We start from the raw sequence: 18,364 nt of genomic DNA, 5'->3' as shown, positions 1-18,364 counted from the left end.
GGTCATTCAACCTGTTTATATTCATGAGTCGCTTTTTCAATGGCAGTAACGAACCGTTTAAGAATATTACAGTGATTGGCCCTGTTCTTACTGGTAAAGTCATCACCTTTGAAAAAGCTTTTTCTGAGCTTTGTGGAAAGTTCCAATTGTACGCCTGCACCCGTTTTGGATGTGTTGGTGATGTTGTTTCCATTCATGCCAGAAAGGTGCTGCGGTGCATGATCAGTTTGAAATCCAGCTTTGTTGAGGCATTGCTGGATAAGGTTCTTATATGATTCGTTCTTTCCGCCAATGTAAACCAGCGCATGATGTACGTCGTAGTGGCCATGGATCGAAAGGGTGGTCTGAGCATTCGCTGCCATCGAAACGCCGCTCGGTTCATTGAATAAGCGGGATGTTATATGGAGGACCTGGTTGCCCCTTGATTTTAGGCCTTCGAATAGATAGGTGCTTGCAAAAAGTTTCTCTCCAAGTGCGGCCGCAACTTCGCTCGTACCTGGTTCGATATTCCCGCCATGGATGGCTAGAACTGCAATATCAGGATTCCTGTGATGAACGATGATGCGGTAATCAAGGTATTCTTGTTCATTTTCCTGCAGTTCAAAAAAATCGGTATAGCTATTTTCAATCATGGTAATCCTCCGTATCTGTAGTGTATCTGATCTTCCATACCCGTTGACGGCAAAAATAAAAAAAGCGGGGATGCCCCAGCTTTTTTTATTTTTCGACTGTTGTATATTGTTCTATTTTCTTTTGCTCGTCGGGTGTTAACGTTTCTGTCCGTTTAAACGTATTCATTGTTACAAGCAGGGCTGCTACAAGAAGGACGGGTATTACCCAGCTTGTTATTTTTTTTACGATATTCATATTCAAAATCCCCTTATACAACGCTAAAATTCTTATGATATTTAGAAAAGGAGGGGCTGGATTGCCTGTTTAATGCTGAGCTTTCCAGCTTCCGTTTCTTCTTTTATCTCCAGCTCCGGATATTTGTCCATTTTTCTCGTTTTTAACGAGTCCTTGAACCCCGCCATAATACATGGGGGAAATCTTCTGAATGACTTCATATCCTGAATCTTCCAAGTCGGATATGGTTTCATCCGAAAGCCTGGATTCTGTATAAATCTTCTTTCCATCAAAGACGAACCGATTACGATCGACGATATCCTGTAATGAGCCTTCATTTTCTGTATAAGAATAAAGAACCTGCATCAATACTTGCGGAATCCTATTCCCGCCTGGTGAGCCGATCCCGATCGATTCGCGCCCAGGTTTCTTGAGAATGGTCGGAGCGGTGAAAGTTCTTGACCGTTTATATGCCTCTTGAGAGTTCAAGCCGGACCTGAAATTTTTCAATTGATCGTTAAGGAAAAATCCATTTGTATAATCCCCAGATCCGAAAAAGTTACTGAGCGTATTTGTTGTGGAAACGACAGTGCCATTTTTGTCCATTATCACAAAGTGTGTCGTACTTTCATGTTCTTCGGAATCATTCGGTTCTTTATCTTCCCATTTTTCACTTTTTATCTTATTTTTAAGATTATCCAAGTGAATGGGGGAGAGCAATTTTTCCGCCTTGGAGTGACTTATTCCATCTCCAACATGGACGGTCCGATCTTGATAAGCGGTATCCGTGATGCCCCCCAAGACTTTCATATAAGCTGATTTGCTTGAAGAATCACCTAGGTTCATTTCCTCGGCTAGCTTTAACATTTCAAGAACGGTAATTCCTGAAAAGGGCGGAGGGGCAGTAAAAACATCATAACCGGCAAATGTTCCTTGGACCGGTTTCCGTTCTTTCACCTCATAGCGCTTTAAATCCTTCAAGTCGATATCTGATTCCCTTTTAATATCCCGCGCAATTTCCCCTTTATAAAAACCATCAGGACCTTCCTGCTGGATCTCCTTCAATGTTTCAGCAAGTCTTTCCTGGACGAGGGTTTTGCCTGGTTCAATGGCATCACCATCAGGATAAAAAAGTGAAGTCGCATCGGAGGATATCCTTGGCTGGGCCGCGTCTAAGCGTGATGATAACGATTCGTCGACTTCAAATCCGTCTTCAGCCAAATCTATCGCCGGCTGAAGAAGATCTGCCATTGGTACGCTCCCATACTTATCACTGATGACCTGCATGCCGGCCACTAAGCCAGGAATCCCTGTATCGTGTCTTGAACTTGGGTCTTCTGGGGAGGATTCACGATAATCGATAAATTCGGGTTCGCCGGATTCCGGGGCAATCAGCATACCGCCGCCGCCTCCCACGCCAGATCCATAAGGTTCGACTACACCTAATACATACGATACCGCAATGGCGGCATCAGCGGCCGTTCCGCCGTTTTCCAATATATCCATACCCACATCTATTGCGATCGGATTTGAAGAACTGACCCCATATGATTGTTCCGTTTTACTCTTTATCGGATCATTCGTGTCAGAAATAGGGGGTGTCTTCGAACATCCAGCAATATATATGAGCAAGCTTAGGGATATGAGCACTTTTCCCGTCATACGGTTAATCATCGGTTGTTCCCCCTTTTCGTTGAGCTTCTAAGTTGTGTATCTTCATTCTTCAAATAGTAGTGATAAAGCGTTCCTTACTGAATGGGTTGCATTTCCGGTTGTTTAGCTTGTACGGCCTTTTTCTCTTGTGCTGCTTTTTTCTCTAGTGCAGCTTTCTTTTCCATTGCTGCCTTTTCCTCTTGTTCACGCTGTGCCTTATGATCGATTACCTTCTTGTGATCCAAGGTAATCTCGATGCGATCCTCTTTTTTAGACCACTGGACTTTTTCACTCGTTTCCTTCGTCAACTGTCGGTAAACACGTGATTTGTCAATGGAAGAGGTAGCTGGCCTTGGTGTTGCTTCTTCAATTTGCAGCGGTACGACATCGATTGTAGCTTTTCCGTCTTCCGCTAAATGGTATTGAACCATGGCTGAATCCTTTGTGCGTGTCCAGCCTTGATCGAATATGAAATTTCCTAGACTATAGAAAATGATTCCATCTTTATAAACATCAAACGATTGAAGCACGTGGGGGTGATGCCCGATGATGATGTCAGCGCCCGCATCGATGATAGCTTTAGCCAAGTCTTTTTGCCGATCGGTTGTTGAGGTTGAATACTCTTGTCCCCAGTGCATATTCACCACAACCAAGTCTGCATTGCCTTGCTTGGCATTCCTTGCTTTGCCGATCATTTCAAATAATAAATCAGGATTGGAGTTCAATAGTCCGGCTTTATCATTTTTTGATACGGCATCCTTACCGTAAACATCTGTGAAGCCAAGTGTTGCAACACGTACGCCATTAACATCCGCATAGTCGATGCTGTTTTTTGCTTCCGCAGTGTTCGATCCAACACCGACATAGTGCATATCCTCACTTTTAAATTCATCAATCGTGTCAAGGAGTCCTTGTTCTTCATAGTCCATCATATGGTTATTTGCCAATGACACCACAGAGAAGCCAGCATCTTTAACGGCTTCCACACCACTAGTATTGGAGTTTAACCGGATTGGAGTATCTGCTTCCTTGTAGTTAGATACCTCTTCTTTTAAAGCGGTATGTTCATAATTCCCACTGACATAATCCGAATTGGCAAAATAGGGTTTCATATACCGGAAGAGGTATTCATACCCGTGCTTTTCCGTCACTTCTTCAACATAACGTCCCATCATCACATCACCGACCATTGTCATCGTCAATGGTTGATCGGATTTTGTTGCGACTGTTTTCACTTCCTCAGCCCGTCCCATCCAAGTGGTAATGACTAAAGCGATTAGTAATATAGGTAGTATGATTCCAGTGTATTTAAGATTTTTTTTCTTCGTGCGTTTAATAAAGATAAGTGTTTTTTCTTTTGCATTTAAAGTCCGTTTCATTTTTTGCACCTCAGAATAGGTAATACACGTTCATTAAACCGAAAGTTAAACCGGATAATAAAAGCGTGCTGCCAAGTGTCAATGGCATTCCTTGTCTTTGTATGGTATTCGCTATCAATCCAGGTACGATTATACCGATTCCCCGAAACTCGAATATTTCAAAGGGCATGACGGGGTAGACTAAGTCCAATAGGAGTTTCAAGCAAATCCCGGTCACCATCATGGCGGCGAATTTTCTTCTTCCATATAAAATCACCCATCTTGAAAGGCCGTGGGTGACGATTAAATAAGTTACGACACTAATGATCAAAATGGTGAGCATGATTTCCCATTGATCAAATACTAATGCCAAATAACCTGGCACGATAAGTCCTGCGGGTACGACACCCGTCTTTTCTGAAAATATAAGGCTAAGCGTTACTCCAAGTACTAGGGCTACGTATAAATCCGATCCAAACATTAAGGTTCCTCCTACTTAACTTGCTTTTTGCTTTGTTTTAGATTTCATGAATGCTTCAATTAATGGTTCCGCTGCACCGTGAATATTCCCGACACCGTAGACGATGCGATTTTTCATCAATGGGCGGAGACGGGCCACGATTTCTTCAGTTGACCAGTTTTCTAAATCCCAATATTCTTTAGTATCCAATTTACCTTGCTCGAATACCCTTGTAATCGGTGATGTGGTTTCACCAATGGCAATGACGATTTCAGATTTTATGTAAGGCAATACATCTCTTGCAAACTGCTCAGTACGGTCCACACGATCGGCACGGCAATTCATGATGACGATAGGAGGTTCTGTGCTGTATCCGAACGTATTGACACGTTCCCATATGTTCAGCGTCGATGATGCATCATTTGCAGCAAAGCCATTGACAAAGAAAGTTGGCTGGATGGGATCTCCGAATTTGGTGATCCGCATGGCACCTGGATCGGGATGCGCATTCAACATGCCGCGAAAAGCCGTTTTTTCATCAATGCCCAAAGCTTCAGCAACGGCCAAGGCCAGTGATGCATTATCAGGAAATACCATATAGTCGAATTCACGCAGGAACTCTTCCGATATTCTGGAGTTGTCTGCAACGATTACTTTTGTGTTGCGTTCTTTGGCAATTTGCTTGAAAAAGTCCAAATATTCACTTTCGATGGTTATTAAGTGACCATTATGGGGAATGGTAGCAGTGAAGGCTTCAGCAACCTCATCCAATGTCGGTCCCATGACATCCATATGGTCTTCCAATACATTCACGATGACCCCAATGTTTGCCTGGATCATTTTGTTTTGAAAGATTAGTTGATAGTCAGGCTGTACGGCCATGCACTCACAAACCAGTGCTTCCGTGCCTAAGTCGGCAACTTCTTTAACTACACGCCGTTGTTCTCCTATGTTGGGTCCTTCCGGGCGTCGTACAATCGGTTTTTCCTTGTCGGTAAACCAATAGATCATTCTTGCTGATGTTCCGGTTGTTTTACCTACTGTTTTGTATTTAGCTTCCTGGATCACACCTGTAATTAGACGCGTTACAGTCGATTTCCCTCGAATCCCATTCACATTCACACGTACCGGGATGGAGTCGAGACGCTTCTGATGGCGTTTTTGTTCAAAAATGCCATAGCCAAGCAAAAAGATCGCACAAATAAATATTGGTGCCATTTTTTAACCTCTCTTTTTTTCAAATATTTGAATTACTGAATACACACTACATGATTTTAAACTTAATAGGCAAGAGTCAATTATTCTATCGTAATATAGTTATCGTCAGCTTTTTCAAATATATGTATATTAGAGTGTAATAGTATCTAATGGGATAAATTGTTTTATGAGTACAAAGATATGGCTGAAAATTGAGGGAATCGAGGTTTTATTACACTAAATTATGGAAAGTTTAATAAAAACCTATTTTGGTCAGAAGTAAAATAGGTTTATGAGTATTTGAACCTAATTCATAATGGCTATATTTGAATAATAATTAATTTTTAAAAGTGAGGTTTATTACAGTTTATTAATTGTTTATACCCATTGTTTGACATAAACGTTACAATTTTTATGCATTTGTCATTCAATGTGAAATATTGCATCTAACGACTCAATTAGTTGAACTCTTTTGAATATGGATAAAGATGAGTAAAAGAACACATCTCTTTTTTTTAAATATTTTTCGGTTTTTCCTTGGTAATACCCAGGGGTCTATAATTGAACTTTTACCTAAAACATGAAATAAACTAAAGTTAACCCATTTCTTTTAAAAAATACCTAGTTTCTTCTATAAATATAGTGTTTATAGAAGAAGGAAAAATAAAAAAGCCCAGAAGCATATCTGAGCTTTCGGCTTATATATTGTAAATGAATGTAATGGTCACGGATCTCCGTTAATCATGGAGATTTAACTTTTGTGGGTCTTGAGTTACAGCTTGGGTAGCTGATAATGGAAGGAATCAGGTTAACTGGATTTCTTTCTGTCAGAAATCTCAAGGTTGGAGCCCTTTTTACCGCCATCAATCACATAAAGTCTAGGAGCTAATCTCCTTCTTTTTCCTTGATTGTCAGGATTCATCTTCATATAATTTTCGTATTCTTTGCGAAAGAATTCTTCGGTTTCCCGTTCCAGTGCTTTTCTTTCTTTAAAATCTGCGATGAATTTGAAAAAACGTTTCATATGAATTCCTCCTTATGGGGTTAAAAGGTCTTAGTTTAATAGTAACATATCGTTGGTGTAGTTTAACCTTTTTTTACAAATTTGGAGTGGAAAATATGTTTTTGTGTGAATAAAGTTGTGAATGGTTTGATTCGAGAGAAAGCATGCAATCGATATTTACTGAGCATATGGGCCCGTGCATGGTGTTGAAAGGAAAGGTCTGGATTTGCAGGTATTGGAAGTAATCATTATTTCAGTTAAAATATTCCTTTGATTATATTCATTATACACTAAATATTCTGAAAACAAAGGAAAATATTCACTTCCAGCCGCTTTTGATAGATTTGCTTTTTTAACGGTTCATTATTTTGTATAGTTATATATTCCCCGAATATACGAAAATGAAACAACACTTATAATAGGAGAAAAAAAGCAAGTTCCCGCATTCAAGCAGCGGGAACTTGCTAGTGTCATAATTGGAATTTCTTAACCTGTGCAGTCAGCAATTCTGCCGAAGATGCAAGTTCACTGGCATGATTCGTGATTTCATCCATCGAAGAACTGGATTGCTGAGCGGAGGCGGAGACTTGTTCGATTCCTGCCGCGGACTCTTCAGAAAAGGCAGCGATATCTTCGATAGCCTGATTGATTTTTTTGCTATTTGTGGAGATATAGTTCAATTCTTCGGTAATATGCTGTATTTTCATTTCCATATTCCCGACAGAGTGATTGATTGTTTCAAAGGTTCGGCCTGTGAGTGTGATCTGTTTCGTGCCTTCATCCACTTGAGTATAACCATCTTCCAGGGAGTGGACGACTGTTTTTGAACCCGTTTGAATGGCGGAGACAATATTGGTGATATCCCCAACGGAGTGTGTGACCTCTTCAGCGAGTTTCCGCACTTCATCGGCGACGACGGCAAAGCCCTTGCCATGTTCACCAGCACGAGCGGCCTCTATGGCTGCATTCAGCGCCAATAGATTGGTTTGATTGGATATATCTTTGATGACCTGCACAAGCTGCGAGATTTGCTGTGATTGAGAATCGAGCCCTTTCACTTGCTCTACGGCATTTTTGACAATCCCATCAATACTTTGCATCTGTTGGACTGAACTGCGCATTAAAGCGGTGCCGTCCTTGGTCAAGGAAAGGATTTCGGTTGAACTTCTAGCCACATCCGCTCCTTCCAGGTGGGCCAACTCGATCCTGCCGGTGAAATCATCCATCATGCGAACCATTTCGGCTGCCCGGCTGGCTTGTGACTCCGAACCTTCCGAAAGTTCATACATCGTAGACGCTATTTGCTTGCTGCCCTGCTGCACTTCATTTGCTGATTGAGTCAGATCCTCGCTTTGGTTGGTAACGGATTGCGAAACAACGAGCATTTTTTCGATCGTATCACGAAGGTTTTTCTGCATTAGGTTGGCGGAGACCGTTAATTCGCCCAGTTCATCATATGACTTTTGCTCCAGGGGCTCATGATTCAGCTCTCCGTCAGCCACCATTTTCATCCTGTCCCTAATTTTAAGGAGGGGGGTGGTAATGAGGTTGGCAGTAACAAGCGCCAGCACAAGGCCGATAAGGACTGCTGCAATGGATAAGATGATACTTGTCGTCTTGACCGATTTCCCGCTTTCGATGACGGTTTTACCTGAAGCGACAATCAATTCCTCGCGTTTAGAAGCAAGCTCCTTGAAACCCTCCATTACTTCATTGCTGATTGGCGCCACTTCATTTTTGAGTATCTCTTTGGCGCGTTCTTCATTTCCTTTTTCATACTGGATAAATACCCGTTCTACAATCATCGTCCTCCAATCCACGCTCTTCTCGATCAATTCCTTTGTTTTATCAGAATCGCTTAAGGCTAGGAGTTCCTCCTGGATGACCTGGCTTTCTTCGGTATATTGTAAGAACCTTTCTTTATAACTCTCGTCGCCATATAGAATATAGGCCCGGACGAATGCGGTTCTTTGTGATAGATTATATAGGAGCTTTTCGTCTTGGAAAAGAAGCGGAAGTTCCCTTTCGATGATATCCTGTGAGTATACCAGTGACTTGTTGCTGCTATAAATGTTGAATGCTCCTAAGATGACACATAAAGATATGATGAGTGAAAATGCCACCAATACCTTTGCTTTAATGCTTTTCAAATTATTGGACCCCTTTATCGATATTTTATTCACTCTTTTTATCGGATTTTTAATGTGATTTTTAAGTAATGAAAAGTTAACCAAATTTTCCACCAGGTCTAATGTTCACTTTATATAAACATCTTGATTTCTTATCATTTTCAAGTTACTATTGACTTGGAAAAATATAATATTCCGCGTTAAGGCGGAAGAGGTTCTAGCTACCCTCTCAAAAAAACTAAGGAGAAACAGTGCTCTATTCTTAGGGTGCTGTTTTTTTCCGTAAAAAGGAGTTTTATAGAATGAAGAAGAAAGAAAAGGCAGTGGTTGTGTTTAGCGGAGGGCAGGACAGTACGACGTGCCTGTTTTGGGCATTGGAGAGATTTGAGGAAGTGGAAGCGGTGACGTTCGATTATAATCAGCGGCATAGCTTGGAAATCGAATGCGCTCAAAACATTGCCAAGGAATTGGGCGTGAACCACCATATCCTTGACATGTCGCTGCTGAACCAACTGGCACCGAATGCATTGACAAGAAGTGATATCGCAGTGTCGGACGGAGAAGAAGGGGAACTGCCGTCGACGTTCGTGCCAGGGAGGAATTTGCTGTTCCTTTCGTTTGCCGGAGTGCTGGCGAGCCAGATTGGCGCTAAACATATTGTCACAGGAGTCTGTGAAACGGATTTCAGCGGATATCCTGACTGCCGCGATGTATTCATTAAATCGTTGAATGTGACCTTGAACTTATCGATGGACCAGTCATTCGTGATTGATACGCCGCTAATGTGGCTTAATAAAGAGGAAACATGGGAGCTTGCTGACCAGCTTGGCGCGTTCGACTTTGTCCGCGAAAAGACCCTGACTTGCTATAACGGAATCATCTCCGATGGCTGTGGAGATTGTCCGGCATGTAATCTGCGGAAAAAAGGACTCGATGACTATGTAAGCAGACGGAAGGTGCTTTCATGATGTACGGTTTTAAGATAGTGGATAAACTCCAGAAAATAGATGAAGATATTCAGCGCAGCCAATTGAAGTATACAAACAAGAGGGTTCTCGTGAGTAAGGAATTCACCTTTGACGCGGCGCACCATCTGCATGACTATGAAGGGAAATGCAAGAACCTGCATGGCCACACGTATAAAGTCATTTTCGGATTGAGCGGGTATACGGATTCACGCGGGTTGATGATAGATTTTGGTGACATCAAGGATATATGGAAAAATGAAATCGAAATCCACCTGGATCATCGTTATTTGAATGAAACCCTGCCGCTCATGAATACAACAGCTGAAAATATGGTTGTCTGGATTTATGAAAAAATGGCCGAAGCCCTATCATTAAAAGAATATGAGGGTGCTAGAGTCGAATTTGTTCGACTGTACGAAACGCCGACAAGCTATGCCGAAGCCAGACGGGAGTGGATGGAAAGTGAGTAAACTCCCGGTTATGGAAATCTTCGGGCCGACCATCCAAGGAGAGGGAATGGTCATTGGTCAAAAAACCATGTTCGTTCGGACGGCCGGCTGCGATTATTCATGTTCCTGGTGTGATTCCGCATTTACATGGGATGGCACAGGTAAGGAAGATACCGTTCAGATGACTGCCGATGAAATATGGGATGAGCTGAAGCGAATTGGGGGTTCCGGTTTTTCCTTCGTGACGATATCTGGGGGAAACCCGGCCCTGTTGAAAAACCTGAACGGCTTGATAGCGATCTTACATGAAAATAAAATGAAAATAGGTGTCGAAACACAAGGGAGCCGATGGCAGGATTGGTTTCTCGATATTGATGAACTGACTATCTCACCTAAGCCGCCGAGCTCTGGAATGAACACGGACTTTACCGTGCTTGACCAAATCATCTCGAATCTTGCCAATCGAAATCCAGAAAAACATGTTTCATTGAAGATCGTCGTCTTTAACGAGGAAGATTATCAATATGCCAAACATGTACATGGGCGTTACCCGGATATTCCCTTTTATCTGCAAGTCGGCAATGACGACAGCAGGACGGCGGATGATCGACAATTGATCAGCGGCCTATTGAAGAAGTACGAAGAGTTAATTGATAAAGTGATAGCGGATGATGAATTGAATGATGTGAAAGTCCTGCCACAGCTGCATACCTATATATGGGGTAACAAGCGGGGCGTGTAAAGTAAAGGCAGTGTGATGTTTAATCACACTGCCTTTTAAGCTTATTACAACCTTTGCATGTGTGTAGCTTTGAAGGATGATGTGTATTTAAGGCCATATCCAAATAAGCGATCCATTCCTATATGTGCTGTCCAAATTAAACCAATCATCATCCATGCATCCGACTTTAGGAATATGGCTAACAAAATCATGAAGATGGACACGATATAAGTATGGAATGCGTTATAAACCTTTGCTCCAATCCGATCATCGATCAGATAGGCCAGCATGGAAACATCAGGGGACAAAATCAACAAGAGGAAAATCCACCAGCTGAATTCATATAACGAATAGATGTAAATCACCGCTAAAAGGACCATAAGTCCTTCAATATGAAGGAATTTCTTCACCATTTCATAACCTCCAAAGTTTAATTGACCATTGGTCAATTATATCCAAAAAAAATTATATGATGTTCTTGGTGATATTTTTTACATGAAAATAGGCTAAACCTTTTACATCTTGATAAGATAGCTCAGAATTAATATAAAAAGTTATGAATCCGTGAAGAGAAAGAAAAATCGACCAAATGGATGCAGGATTTAGTTTGTTGTCCGTTAGATCCGTCAAGGACTGGATTAGCTTTTCGTATGTTTTATTAGAGTCGAATTGAAGTAACTGCTGAATTTCTTTTTCCTTCGATAAGAACATGATGGAATAATGATTCTGTTGGGTTAAACCGAACTCCAAGAAGCACAATAAAATCTTTTCCATTTTTACAGAAGGGTCATTTTTCGACAGGATGATATCATCGATTAAAGAATTTAAAACGGAAAAATCCGTTTTCACCAAACTATAAAATATTTCCGCCTTGTTTTTAAAATGATAATAAATGGCTCCATGACTGCAATCCAATGATTTAGCCAATTGCCTCATCGAGACATTCGAATACCCTAACGCTGCAAAAAGGTTTCTAGCTTCATTCAAAACCATGTCCCTGGATAATTCTTGACCTGCCGATTTCCTTGGCGACATCTTGTCACCTCCTTATTAATTGACCACTGGTTAATTAGGATGATAGCTCACGGATTTTCAAATGTCAATTATTAGGTCGAATGATAAAGTACTGTTTTTTAAGTGGGATTTTGCCATTTGTTTCACCAGTGTTGCAAAGGATAAACCCCCAGTTTATTGAGGGTTTATGCAATTTATTAAAAAACTAATGATGCTCTCAAAGTAGTAACGCCATTTTCTAAATAACCCTTTAAACAGGTTAATGTATATACCCAACCTTCTTTTTGTCCGATCATTTTGTTTATTATTTCAGGGTCGTCTTCACTCAATCCAGATTCGTTCACTTCAATGATCGTACTCGTTTTATCCAACTCTTTTAGTGTAATGGTAACAATCGTTTCTTGATCATTTCCGCCCCATGCAAACACGATTTTCCTATTTTCCTCTACTTCCAATACATGAATGACCACTTCAGCATCGTATTCGTTGTATCTCAATGTAGGCGTCCTGCCTTTTTCCCATCTTTCCGAACTTGATGAGAACCAGAAATTCCCGATTTTTTCAGGATTCACAATGGCTTCAAACACTTCATTAGCTGGCTTGATTATCTTAAATTTCGTGATTATTTGGGTATCCATTATTAACTCAACTCTCTTTCAATGTGTTTTTATAGTTTCCGTTTAATTATCCCAGTCTACTGATATGGGCGGGAGGGTCCGTCCAGTTTCAAGCAAGCTCTTCAGGTTACTTAAAAGGGCTGGCCATCCATTATTCAAGCCTTCAAAGGTATTGTCATCATATACGAAATCCGTCTCCAATAGCTCCTCATGCCTAAGAATTAACTTCACAGTCGAATCGTCCATTTTCTGTAATTCAAAAGTGACCCGTGTAGGCTGCTCGCGAGGTGTTTCGTCTCCTGCCATGATCCATGTAAACGAGAGCAGGTGCAACGGCTCGCATTTAAGTACATGCCCATGATCGGTAATCCGCCCATCTTCCAGCAAATATTTAACGGCTGACCCTTCTTGCCAGTCAGACTGAACTTGTAATCCGAAGTGGTATTTCTTCGTGACTTCACCACTCGTCAAGGCTTCCCAAAGCTTCTCTGGTGTGGTTGAGATATAAATAGGATAGACAAACGTAGTTTTTTTCATCATTCTTTTTCTCCTCGCCAAATAAGGTACAAGACTCTATCTTTGATTTTCGGCTTTTATATACAGACGGTCAAGCAGTTTTATGCGACAGAAATCGGCAAAAGGGGGAAACAGGCCCATTGAAATAAATGGCTAAATCAATCGGTTTCAGCGAATACATACTTAAATCGACGGTATGGAAACTTCTTGATTTCCAACCGCTTTCAAGCTACGATGAATAAGGGAAATGATAATCCGCCCGGGCGGAAGAGGTTCTAGCTACCCTCTCAAAAAAACTAAGGAGAACAGGGCTCTTTCTTAGGGTGCTGTTTTTTCTGTATAAGGAGAATTAAGAAATGTTAAGAATTTTATTGTATTTAGTATCCATCATCACGGCGAATGTGGTTACAGCAGCTTTTGCGCCATTACATTTTGGCATGTTCATCATCCCGATGGGGACATTGCTCATCGGGGGAACCTTCATCTTCCGAGATCTGGTCCAGAATAAATTCGGCCGCGCGAAGACCTATATATGCATCGTCACTGCACTTATTTTATCTGCATGTGTATCATTTTTATTAGGAGATACGTTACTGATTGTGTTTGCTTCCGCATTATCCTTCGTGGTCGCAGAAACAGCGGATACGGAAATTTATACCCGTTTAAAGCTCCCGATGAGTTGGAGGGTGTTTTACAGCGGGATCGTTGGAGGATTTTTCGATTCGGTGATATTTGTCGTGATTGGCCTAAGTCCTCTGGGTGCCAATATATTGCCATGGGAAGCAGTACCCGCTGCGGTCATCGGCCAAATCATCGTTAAAACGATCATTCAGTCCATTGGTGCCGTATTGTTGGGACGAATCAACGTAGAACTGGAGAAACGTGTAGTCTCCAGTTAAATGCTAGGAGGGATGCACTCGATGGATGGAACCAAAAAAGAAGAAGAAAAATGCTATTGCCTCGAGGCCTTTCGTGAAAAATATGGCCCGCATGTTCAAGGGGAATGCATGAAGCTCTCCTGCGCCAATTATCGCAAGCAAAAAGGAATAGACAAAAAAAGGACCTGATTAGGTCCTTTTTTTGCGTGATTGAAGTGACCCACGAGTAAACATTCCAAACTCACGAGTAAACAGCGCAAATTCACGAGTAAACAGTCCAAATTCACGAGTAAAAGTGCGAAACTAAGTGTACAGTACGAATTCGCGAGTAAAAGTGCAAAACTCACGAGTAAACAGCGCAAATTCGCGAGTAAAAGTGCAAAACTAAGTGTGCAGTACGAATTCGCGAGCAAATTCACGAGTAAACAGCGCTCACGAGTAAAAGTGCGAAACTAAGTGTGCAGTACGAATTCACGAGTAAACAGTGCGAACTCACGAGTAAACAGTCCAAACTCACGAGTAAAAGTGCGAAACTCACGAGTAAACAGTCCAAATTCACGAGTAAAAGTGCGAAACTCACGAGTAAACAGTCCAAACTCACGAATGCCGTATGAATTCGAGAGTAAAATAGCAAAAAAAGCTCCTTGGGCCGTTCCATTATTGGGGGCAGGAAGCTTTTTATTTGGTTTAGAAATGCTCTGCGCTTTTTCGAACTAATTTTTCCAGGAAGAAAAAGCATTCGCGTTTCCGCTCAAGTTCGGTTTGTCCATTTTCGGTGACATGATAATATTTCCTGCGGCCTGATTCGGACTCTTTCCAATGTCCTTTTATGAATTCTTTTTTTTCTAATCGTTTAAGGGCAGGGTAGAGGGTGCCTTCACTTATTTCATAGTTGCCCTTGCTCATTTGCTTCAGGATTTTGGTTATTTCATAGCCGTATAGCTTTTTTTGTGAAAGAAGTGAAAGCAAAAGGAGGTCAATGCTTCCCTTCATTAATTCTTTATCCATATAAAATCTCCTCCTTTTCATTTTTAAAGTGTAATACGTTGTACATCGTATCACAAGGTGCATTTTACTTTTCTTAAAAAAAATGGTTAAATGACGATTGCTAAATAAATTTAATCATAGTAAAATGTGCTTCGGAACGGATGAGTTGTGAAGAGTGTGGTAAGGATACTATATACATGATTTAATGGTTTTAATGAAAATACGGAATAGGATAGAAGAATCACTACTCAAGGGGTATTAATTGATTTTTTTTCGAAAATCATTTAGATTCTATTTATCAACAAGAGCAAAGAAAGAAGGTCCTAGATAGATGAAAGTGAAAGCACCTGAGTCATTCACATATATAGGTGGAAAGAGAGCAGTTCTTCTGCTTCACGGGTTTACCGGAAGTACAGGAGATATGAAGAAGTTAGGGAAGTACTTAAATGATCTCGACTATACTTGCCACGGACCTCTTTATAGTGGGCACGGAGTATCAGCCGAGGAACTTGCTAAAACTGGTCCAAAGGAATGGTGGGGAGATGTAGTTAATGGCTATAATTTCCTAAAAGGAGAAGGCTATGAGGAAATTGCAGTTGTAGGAATTTCTTTAGGGGGAGTGTTCTCATTAAAAGTTGGAATTGAATTGCCTGTAAAAGGGGTAGTTTCAATGTGCGCTCCGACGCAAGGAAAAAGTATCGGTCGACAAAAGAACCGCTTGCTCAATTATGCACAGGCTTATAAGAAGTTTGAGGGCAAAGATGCAGACCAAATTGCTGCAGAAGTGAAGCTGCTTGAAGAAGAGCCTATGCCTCAACTAAAAGATGTGTTGAACATTATAAATGAGACAGGTGAAAATTTAGATTTAATCACATCACCAACTCTTGTTCTGCAAGGTCGTTTGGATGATCCCGACTATACGGAGAGTGCTACAGCGATTTTCAATGAAGTCGATACACAGCATAAACACTTGATTTGGTATGAAAAGTCTGGCCATATTATCACATTGGGCAAGGAACGTGAACAGGTGTATGAAGATGTGTATAAGTTCTTGAATACACTGAATTGGTCGGAGTAATAAGCGATATTTTTGATTCCCTTTAAGTTGAACGTGTAAAAAGCCTACAGTCGTAAGTAGGCTTTACACTATACTTGAGGGGATTTTATTTTGGCTGCGCATCTATTTGTAGAAAAAGACCTTTAAGGTATCGTTATTATCAAGAGTTGCCAATAAAATATCGTTCACGTCGGCATTATATGTTATTTTGATTTTGTTTTTCAGCCATGCTTCGTCTTTACCGCCCCGGTTCAATTCTTTAGAATCAATCTTTCCCTCTTTAATAATCGTTTTAGGAAAAGTGAAGGCATTTGTTGCCAGGTGCATATCTGCTGGGGTTACTGCTTCATATTGGGGATCTAAAAACAATGAAATGGTACCGCCCGGTTCCCATAGCGCGAGGGATACTTTTTGAATATCTTCGACTTTTTCTTTTCTTAATTCCGATAATAAAACATCGATGGAGATTCTGGCCCTTGCTAAGCTTTTGTAAATGATTTGTCCATTTTCGATAAGCGGAAAGGGGTCTGAGTCAAAAAACCTTCGGAGTTTTCCCCACTTAAGGCTTGCAAACACACTAATTATATATAAAATGACCAATACACTGGTTGTTATCATGGAGCCCTTCAAACCTAACTGTTCATCAGATAAAGGGTGGGCAAGAATGTTTCCAAGAATTAAAGCCATTATGAAATCAAGTAATCTTAACTGCGAAATGGACCGTTGCCCCATCAATTTTACCGAAAGAAGCAAGAAGAAGAAGGAAATGATGGCCCTTAAGATCCACTGGATTGCAGTAAGAGTTTCCTGGCTATTAAAAAAATCCACAAAAATTCACGTCCTAATTTCCAATAAAGGAGAAGAATGGGCCTCTTTAGAGGGGGCCGTTTATAGTTTTAGCCGGCTCCTTCATAAGTATTACCCAACATTGGCCCTTCGGAGACTTTATTGACTGTTTTCGAAAAATTTATATTAATATAACAACTTTAAAACGTATTGTAATTAAAAATAAACTGATTTAAAATGATATCTTTCCTAAGAAATTTATTTAAAAAATATCCTTGTATAATATCAGTGACAATGGTCTGATAGTTTCTACCTGGCAGCCGTAATGCCGGACTACAAGGAAGTATGAAAATAGAAGAGATGAACAGGTTAATGTTGGTTCGCTTGAAAAAAGCTTGATCCTAAAAAACATGCTTCGATGAAAGCTCTTACTTTTTCACACTTTCTTGCTGCGGCTGAAGGTGTAAAAGGTGAGGGCTTTTTATATAAAAAAAACGAATGGGAAATGATATAGCTAAAGGGGATGAAAGCATGCTTTTCTTATTGAATATACTAGGTGTTTTAGTTGTAATGGGTATCGTTTACCTTTGTTCACCTAATAAAAGGAACGTTAAGTGGAAAGCCATTCTTACCTTGCTGGTTCTTGAATTGCTTATCACATGGTTCATGTTATCGACAAAAATAGGGGCATGGGTCATCAATCTGATCGCTTCATTCTTTACCTGGTTGATTGAATGTGCGAATGAAGGGATTTCTTTTGTCTTTCCTTCGCTTATGGCAAATGAACAAGTGGATTTCTTTTTCAGCGCATTGATGCCGATTATCTTCATTATCACGTTTTTTGATGTTTTATCGTATTTCGGTATACTTACGTGGATCATTGATAAAGTGGGATGGCTCATTTCAAAAGTATCCGGTTTGCCGAAACTTGAGAGTTTCTTTTCGATTCAGATGATGTTCCTTGGAAATACGGAGGCACTTGCCGTACTCCGCCTTCAACTCAGTGCGATTAAGGATCAGCGTCTTTTGACATTTGGAATCATGAGCATGAGCAGCATCAGCGGTTCAATCATTGGAGCCTACCTGTCCATGGTACCGGCAACCTATGTTTTTGTAGCGATACCTTTGAACTGCTTAAATGCTTTGCTGATAGCTAATATGCTGAATCCCGTCGATGTCAGTAAAGAAGAAGACGTCGTTTATGTACCTTCTAAAGAGGAACGTAAAGATTTCTTTTCCACCATTTCCAACAGTATGTTGGTTGGGGCCAAAATGGTCTTCGTCATCATGGCAATGGTTATCGGCTATGTGGCGTTGACGGCCAGCGTAAACGGCATTTTCGGCTTCTTCGTGGATGGATTGACCATTCAAAAGATTTTCTCTGTCATTTTTAGTCCATTTGCATTCTTGCTTGGATTAACTGGACAGGATGCCATGTATGTCGCTCAATTGATGGGAATCAAGCTTGCCACGAATGAGTTCGTTGCCTTGCTCGATCTAAAGGATAAAGTCAGTACACTGCCTCCGCATACAGTCGCTGTTGCTGTCACTTATTTGACGTCATTTGCCAACTTCAGTACAGTGGGCATGATCTACGGAACATTCAATTCCATCCTCAATGATGAGAAATCGAACATTATCGGAAGGAATGTTTGGAAGCTGTTGGTTAGCGGGATGGCTGTTTCCCTGTTAAGTGCCATGGTCGTTGGATTATTCGTTTGGTGA

21 protein-coding genes and 3 riboswitches are annotated in these 18,364 nt (G+C 40.9%); of the genes, 7 read left to right on the top strand and 14 right to left on the bottom strand.

The window, feature by feature from the left end:
- Positions 1-2 precede the first annotated feature (2 nt).
- The 8 genes from MKX49_RS18470 to MKX49_RS18435 form a co-directional block, all read right to left on the bottom strand.
- Entirely contained in the window at positions 3-632 is a 630-nt protein-coding gene (locus tag MKX49_RS18470; RefSeq protein WP_340877270.1) for a poly-gamma-glutamate hydrolase family protein, read from the bottom strand.
- An 85-nt stretch (positions 633-717) separates the two neighbouring features.
- Positions 718-867 carry a CapE family protein gene (locus tag MKX49_RS18465; RefSeq protein WP_153246158.1) on the bottom strand — a complete coding sequence of 50 codons (150 nt, stop codon included), beginning with the start codon at positions 865-867 and terminating at the stop codon, positions 718-720.
- A gap of 69 nt (positions 868-936) precedes the next feature.
- On the bottom strand, positions 937-2,520 hold the full coding sequence (locus tag MKX49_RS18460; protein ID WP_340877269.1) for a gamma-glutamyltransferase family protein: 1,584 nt from the start codon (positions 2,518-2,520) through the stop codon (positions 937-939).
- Positions 2,521-2,594: 74 nt separating this feature from the next.
- Positions 2,595-3,878 (bottom strand): CapA family protein, encoded by a 1,284-nt coding sequence (locus MKX49_RS18455; protein WP_340877268.1) that lies wholly within the window; start codon positions 3,876-3,878, stop codon positions 2,595-2,597.
- Between the two features lie 10 nt (positions 3,879-3,888).
- Complete coding sequence (pgsC, locus tag MKX49_RS18450) at positions 3,889-4,338, bottom strand: poly-gamma-glutamate biosynthesis protein PgsC (RefSeq protein ID WP_048687555.1); 450 nt, start codon at positions 4,336-4,338, stop codon at positions 3,889-3,891.
- Positions 4,339-4,353: 15 nt separating this feature from the next.
- On the bottom strand, positions 4,354-5,535 hold the full coding sequence (pgsB, locus tag MKX49_RS18445) for a poly-gamma-glutamate synthase PgsB (RefSeq protein WP_048687556.1): 1,182 nt from the start codon (positions 5,533-5,535) through the stop codon (positions 4,354-4,356).
- Positions 5,536-6,322: 787 nt separating this feature from the next.
- Positions 6,323-6,538: a hypothetical protein gene (locus MKX49_RS18440; RefSeq protein WP_063594475.1), complete on the bottom strand. Its 216-nt coding sequence runs from the start codon at positions 6,536-6,538 to the stop codon at positions 6,323-6,325.
- Positions 6,539-6,987: 449 nt separating this feature from the next.
- On the bottom strand, positions 6,988-8,667 hold the full coding sequence (locus MKX49_RS18435; RefSeq protein WP_340877266.1) for a methyl-accepting chemotaxis protein: 1,680 nt from the start codon (positions 8,665-8,667) through the stop codon (positions 6,988-6,990).
- 184 nt (positions 8,668-8,851) lie between these two features.
- A riboswitch (PreQ1 riboswitch) is annotated at positions 8,852-8,894 on the top strand.
- A 54-nt stretch (positions 8,895-8,948) separates the two neighbouring features.
- Here MKX49_RS18435 and queC point away from each other — a divergent pair.
- The 3 genes from queC to queE are packed head-to-tail and all read left to right on the top strand — an operon-like array spanning position 8,949 to position 10,805.
- Positions 8,949-9,614: a 7-cyano-7-deazaguanine synthase QueC gene (gene queC, locus MKX49_RS18430; RefSeq protein WP_161922259.1), complete on the top strand. Its 666-nt coding sequence runs from the start codon at positions 8,949-8,951 to the stop codon at positions 9,612-9,614.
- Positions 9,614-10,084, top strand: coding sequence for a 6-carboxytetrahydropterin synthase QueD (gene queD, locus MKX49_RS18425; protein ID WP_034309398.1), 471 nt, complete (start codon positions 9,614-9,616; stop codon positions 10,082-10,084). The genes queC and queD overlap by 1 nt, the downstream gene beginning before the upstream one ends.
- Positions 10,077-10,805, top strand: coding sequence for a 7-carboxy-7-deazaguanine synthase QueE (gene queE, locus MKX49_RS18420; protein ID WP_340877264.1), 729 nt, complete (start codon positions 10,077-10,079; stop codon positions 10,803-10,805). Before queD ends, queE begins: the two co-directional genes overlap by 8 nt.
- A 44-nt stretch (positions 10,806-10,849) precedes the next feature.
- Here the strand turns inward: queE and MKX49_RS18415 are convergent, their stop codons facing one another.
- The 4 genes from MKX49_RS18415 to MKX49_RS18400 all read right to left on the bottom strand — a co-directional run bounded on the left by MKX49_RS18415 (position 10,850) and on the right by MKX49_RS18400 (position 12,955).
- Positions 10,850-11,197, bottom strand: coding sequence for a DUF4260 domain-containing protein (locus tag MKX49_RS18415; protein ID WP_048687561.1), 348 nt, complete (start codon positions 11,195-11,197; stop codon positions 10,850-10,852).
- A gap of 52 nt (positions 11,198-11,249) precedes the next feature.
- Positions 11,250-11,819: a TetR/AcrR family transcriptional regulator gene (locus MKX49_RS18410; protein ID WP_252278249.1), complete on the bottom strand. Its 570-nt coding sequence runs from the start codon at positions 11,817-11,819 to the stop codon at positions 11,250-11,252.
- Between the two features lie 176 nt (positions 11,820-11,995).
- On the bottom strand, positions 11,996-12,436 hold the full coding sequence (locus MKX49_RS18405) for an SRPBCC family protein (protein ID WP_340877262.1): 441 nt from the start codon (positions 12,434-12,436) through the stop codon (positions 11,996-11,998).
- A 42-nt stretch (positions 12,437-12,478) separates the two neighbouring features.
- Positions 12,479-12,955 carry an SRPBCC family protein gene (locus tag MKX49_RS18400; protein WP_340877261.1) on the bottom strand — a complete coding sequence of 159 codons (477 nt, stop codon included), beginning with the start codon at positions 12,953-12,955 and terminating at the stop codon, positions 12,479-12,481.
- A 239-nt stretch (positions 12,956-13,194) separates the two neighbouring features.
- Positions 13,195-13,237: riboswitch (PreQ1 riboswitch) on the top strand.
- A 50-nt stretch (positions 13,238-13,287) separates the two neighbouring features.
- Between MKX49_RS18400 and MKX49_RS18395 the strand changes: the two genes are divergently transcribed.
- Both MKX49_RS18395 and MKX49_RS18390 read left to right on the top strand, forming a co-directional pair.
- Entirely contained in the window at positions 13,288-13,830 is a 543-nt protein-coding gene (locus tag MKX49_RS18395) for a VUT family protein (protein ID WP_048687567.1), read from the top strand.
- A 21-nt stretch (positions 13,831-13,851) separates the two neighbouring features.
- A complete protein-coding gene (locus MKX49_RS18390) occupies positions 13,852-13,998 on the top strand; it encodes a hypothetical protein (protein WP_318290439.1) in 147 nt (48 codons plus the stop codon).
- A gap of 498 nt (positions 13,999-14,496) precedes the next feature.
- Here the strand turns inward: MKX49_RS18390 and MKX49_RS18385 are convergent, their stop codons facing one another.
- Positions 14,497-14,817, bottom strand: coding sequence for a PadR family transcriptional regulator (locus MKX49_RS18385; RefSeq protein WP_063594467.1), 321 nt, complete (start codon positions 14,815-14,817; stop codon positions 14,497-14,499).
- Between the two features lie 310 nt (positions 14,818-15,127).
- Here MKX49_RS18385 and MKX49_RS18380 point away from each other — a divergent pair, with 310 nt between their 5' ends.
- The gene (locus tag MKX49_RS18380; protein ID WP_340877260.1) at positions 15,128-15,874 is read left to right on the top strand and encodes an alpha/beta hydrolase; all 747 of its coding nucleotides are present in this window, start codon (positions 15,128-15,130) and stop codon (positions 15,872-15,874) included.
- A gap of 102 nt (positions 15,875-15,976) precedes the next feature.
- Here MKX49_RS18380 and MKX49_RS18375 read toward each other — a convergent pair whose 3' ends face one another.
- Complete coding sequence (locus tag MKX49_RS18375; RefSeq protein WP_340877258.1) at positions 15,977-16,681, bottom strand: DUF421 domain-containing protein; 705 nt, start codon at positions 16,679-16,681, stop codon at positions 15,977-15,979.
- Between the two features lie 213 nt (positions 16,682-16,894).
- Positions 16,895-16,995, top strand: a riboswitch (purine riboswitch).
- Between the two features lie 175 nt (positions 16,996-17,170).
- Between MKX49_RS18375 and MKX49_RS18370 the strand changes: the two genes are divergently transcribed.
- Complete coding sequence (locus MKX49_RS18370) at positions 17,171-18,364, top strand: nucleoside transporter C-terminal domain-containing protein (RefSeq protein ID WP_063595059.1); 1,194 nt, start codon at positions 17,171-17,173, stop codon at positions 18,362-18,364.

The sequence above is a fragment of the Peribacillus sp. FSL M8-0224 genome, assembly GCF_038003055.1.
Classification (GTDB): Bacteria; Bacillota; Bacilli; order Bacillales; family DSM-1321; genus Peribacillus; species Peribacillus frigoritolerans.
The sequence above is the reverse complement of the archived record's forward strand: the minus strand, read 5'-3'. Positions and strand labels throughout refer to the sequence as shown.

Bases quoted from the DNA above. Each gene is read 5' to 3' on its own strand.
- queD (WP_034309398.1), top strand. From the start codon at position 9,614: ATGTACGGTTTTAAGATAGTGGATAAACTCCAGAAAATAGATGAAGAT.
- MKX49_RS18380 (WP_340877260.1), top strand. From the start codon at position 15,128: ATGAAAGTGAAAGCACCTGAGTCATTCACATATATAGGTGGAAAGAGA.
- MKX49_RS18415 (WP_048687561.1), bottom strand. From the start codon at position 11,197: ATGGTGAAGAAATTCCTTCATATTGAAGGACTTATGGTCCTTTTAGCG.
- MKX49_RS18470 (WP_340877270.1), bottom strand. From the start codon at position 632: ATGATTGAAAATAGCTATACCGATTTTTTTGAACTGCAGGAAAATGAA.
- pgsC (WP_048687555.1), bottom strand. From the start codon at position 4,338: ATGTTTGGATCGGATTTATACGTAGCCCTAGTACTTGGAGTAACGCTT.
- MKX49_RS18410 (WP_252278249.1), bottom strand. From the start codon at position 11,819: ATGTCGCCAAGGAAATCGGCAGGTCAAGAATTATCCAGGGACATGGTT.
- MKX49_RS18370 (WP_063595059.1), top strand. From the start codon at position 17,171: ATGCTTTTCTTATTGAATATACTAGGTGTTTTAGTTGTAATGGGTATC.
- MKX49_RS18465 (WP_153246158.1), bottom strand. From the start codon at position 867: ATGAATATCGTAAAAAAAATAACAAGCTGGGTAATACCCGTCCTTCTT.
- MKX49_RS18385 (WP_063594467.1), bottom strand. From the start codon at position 14,817: ATGGATAAAGAATTAATGAAGGGAAGCATTGACCTCCTTTTGCTTTCA.
- queC (WP_161922259.1), top strand. From the start codon at position 8,949: ATGAAGAAGAAAGAAAAGGCAGTGGTTGTGTTTAGCGGAGGGCAGGAC.
- pgsB (WP_048687556.1), bottom strand. From the start codon at position 5,535: ATGGCACCAATATTTATTTGTGCGATCTTTTTGCTTGGCTATGGCATT.
- MKX49_RS18460 (WP_340877269.1), bottom strand. From the start codon at position 2,520: ATGATTAACCGTATGACGGGAAAAGTGCTCATATCCCTAAGCTTGCTC.
- MKX49_RS18400 (WP_340877261.1), bottom strand. From the start codon at position 12,955: ATGATGAAAAAAACTACGTTTGTCTATCCTATTTATATCTCAACCACA.
- MKX49_RS18390 (WP_318290439.1), top strand. From the start codon at position 13,852: ATGGATGGAACCAAAAAAGAAGAAGAAAAATGCTATTGCCTCGAGGCC.
- MKX49_RS18405 (WP_340877262.1), bottom strand. From the start codon at position 12,436: ATGGATACCCAAATAATCACGAAATTTAAGATAATCAAGCCAGCTAAT.
- MKX49_RS18455 (WP_340877268.1), bottom strand. From the start codon at position 3,878: ATGAAACGGACTTTAAATGCAAAAGAAAAAACACTTATCTTTATTAAA.
- MKX49_RS18440 (WP_063594475.1), bottom strand. From the start codon at position 6,538: ATGAAACGTTTTTTCAAATTCATCGCAGATTTTAAAGAAAGAAAAGCA.
- MKX49_RS18395 (WP_048687567.1), top strand. From the start codon at position 13,288: ATGTTAAGAATTTTATTGTATTTAGTATCCATCATCACGGCGAATGTG.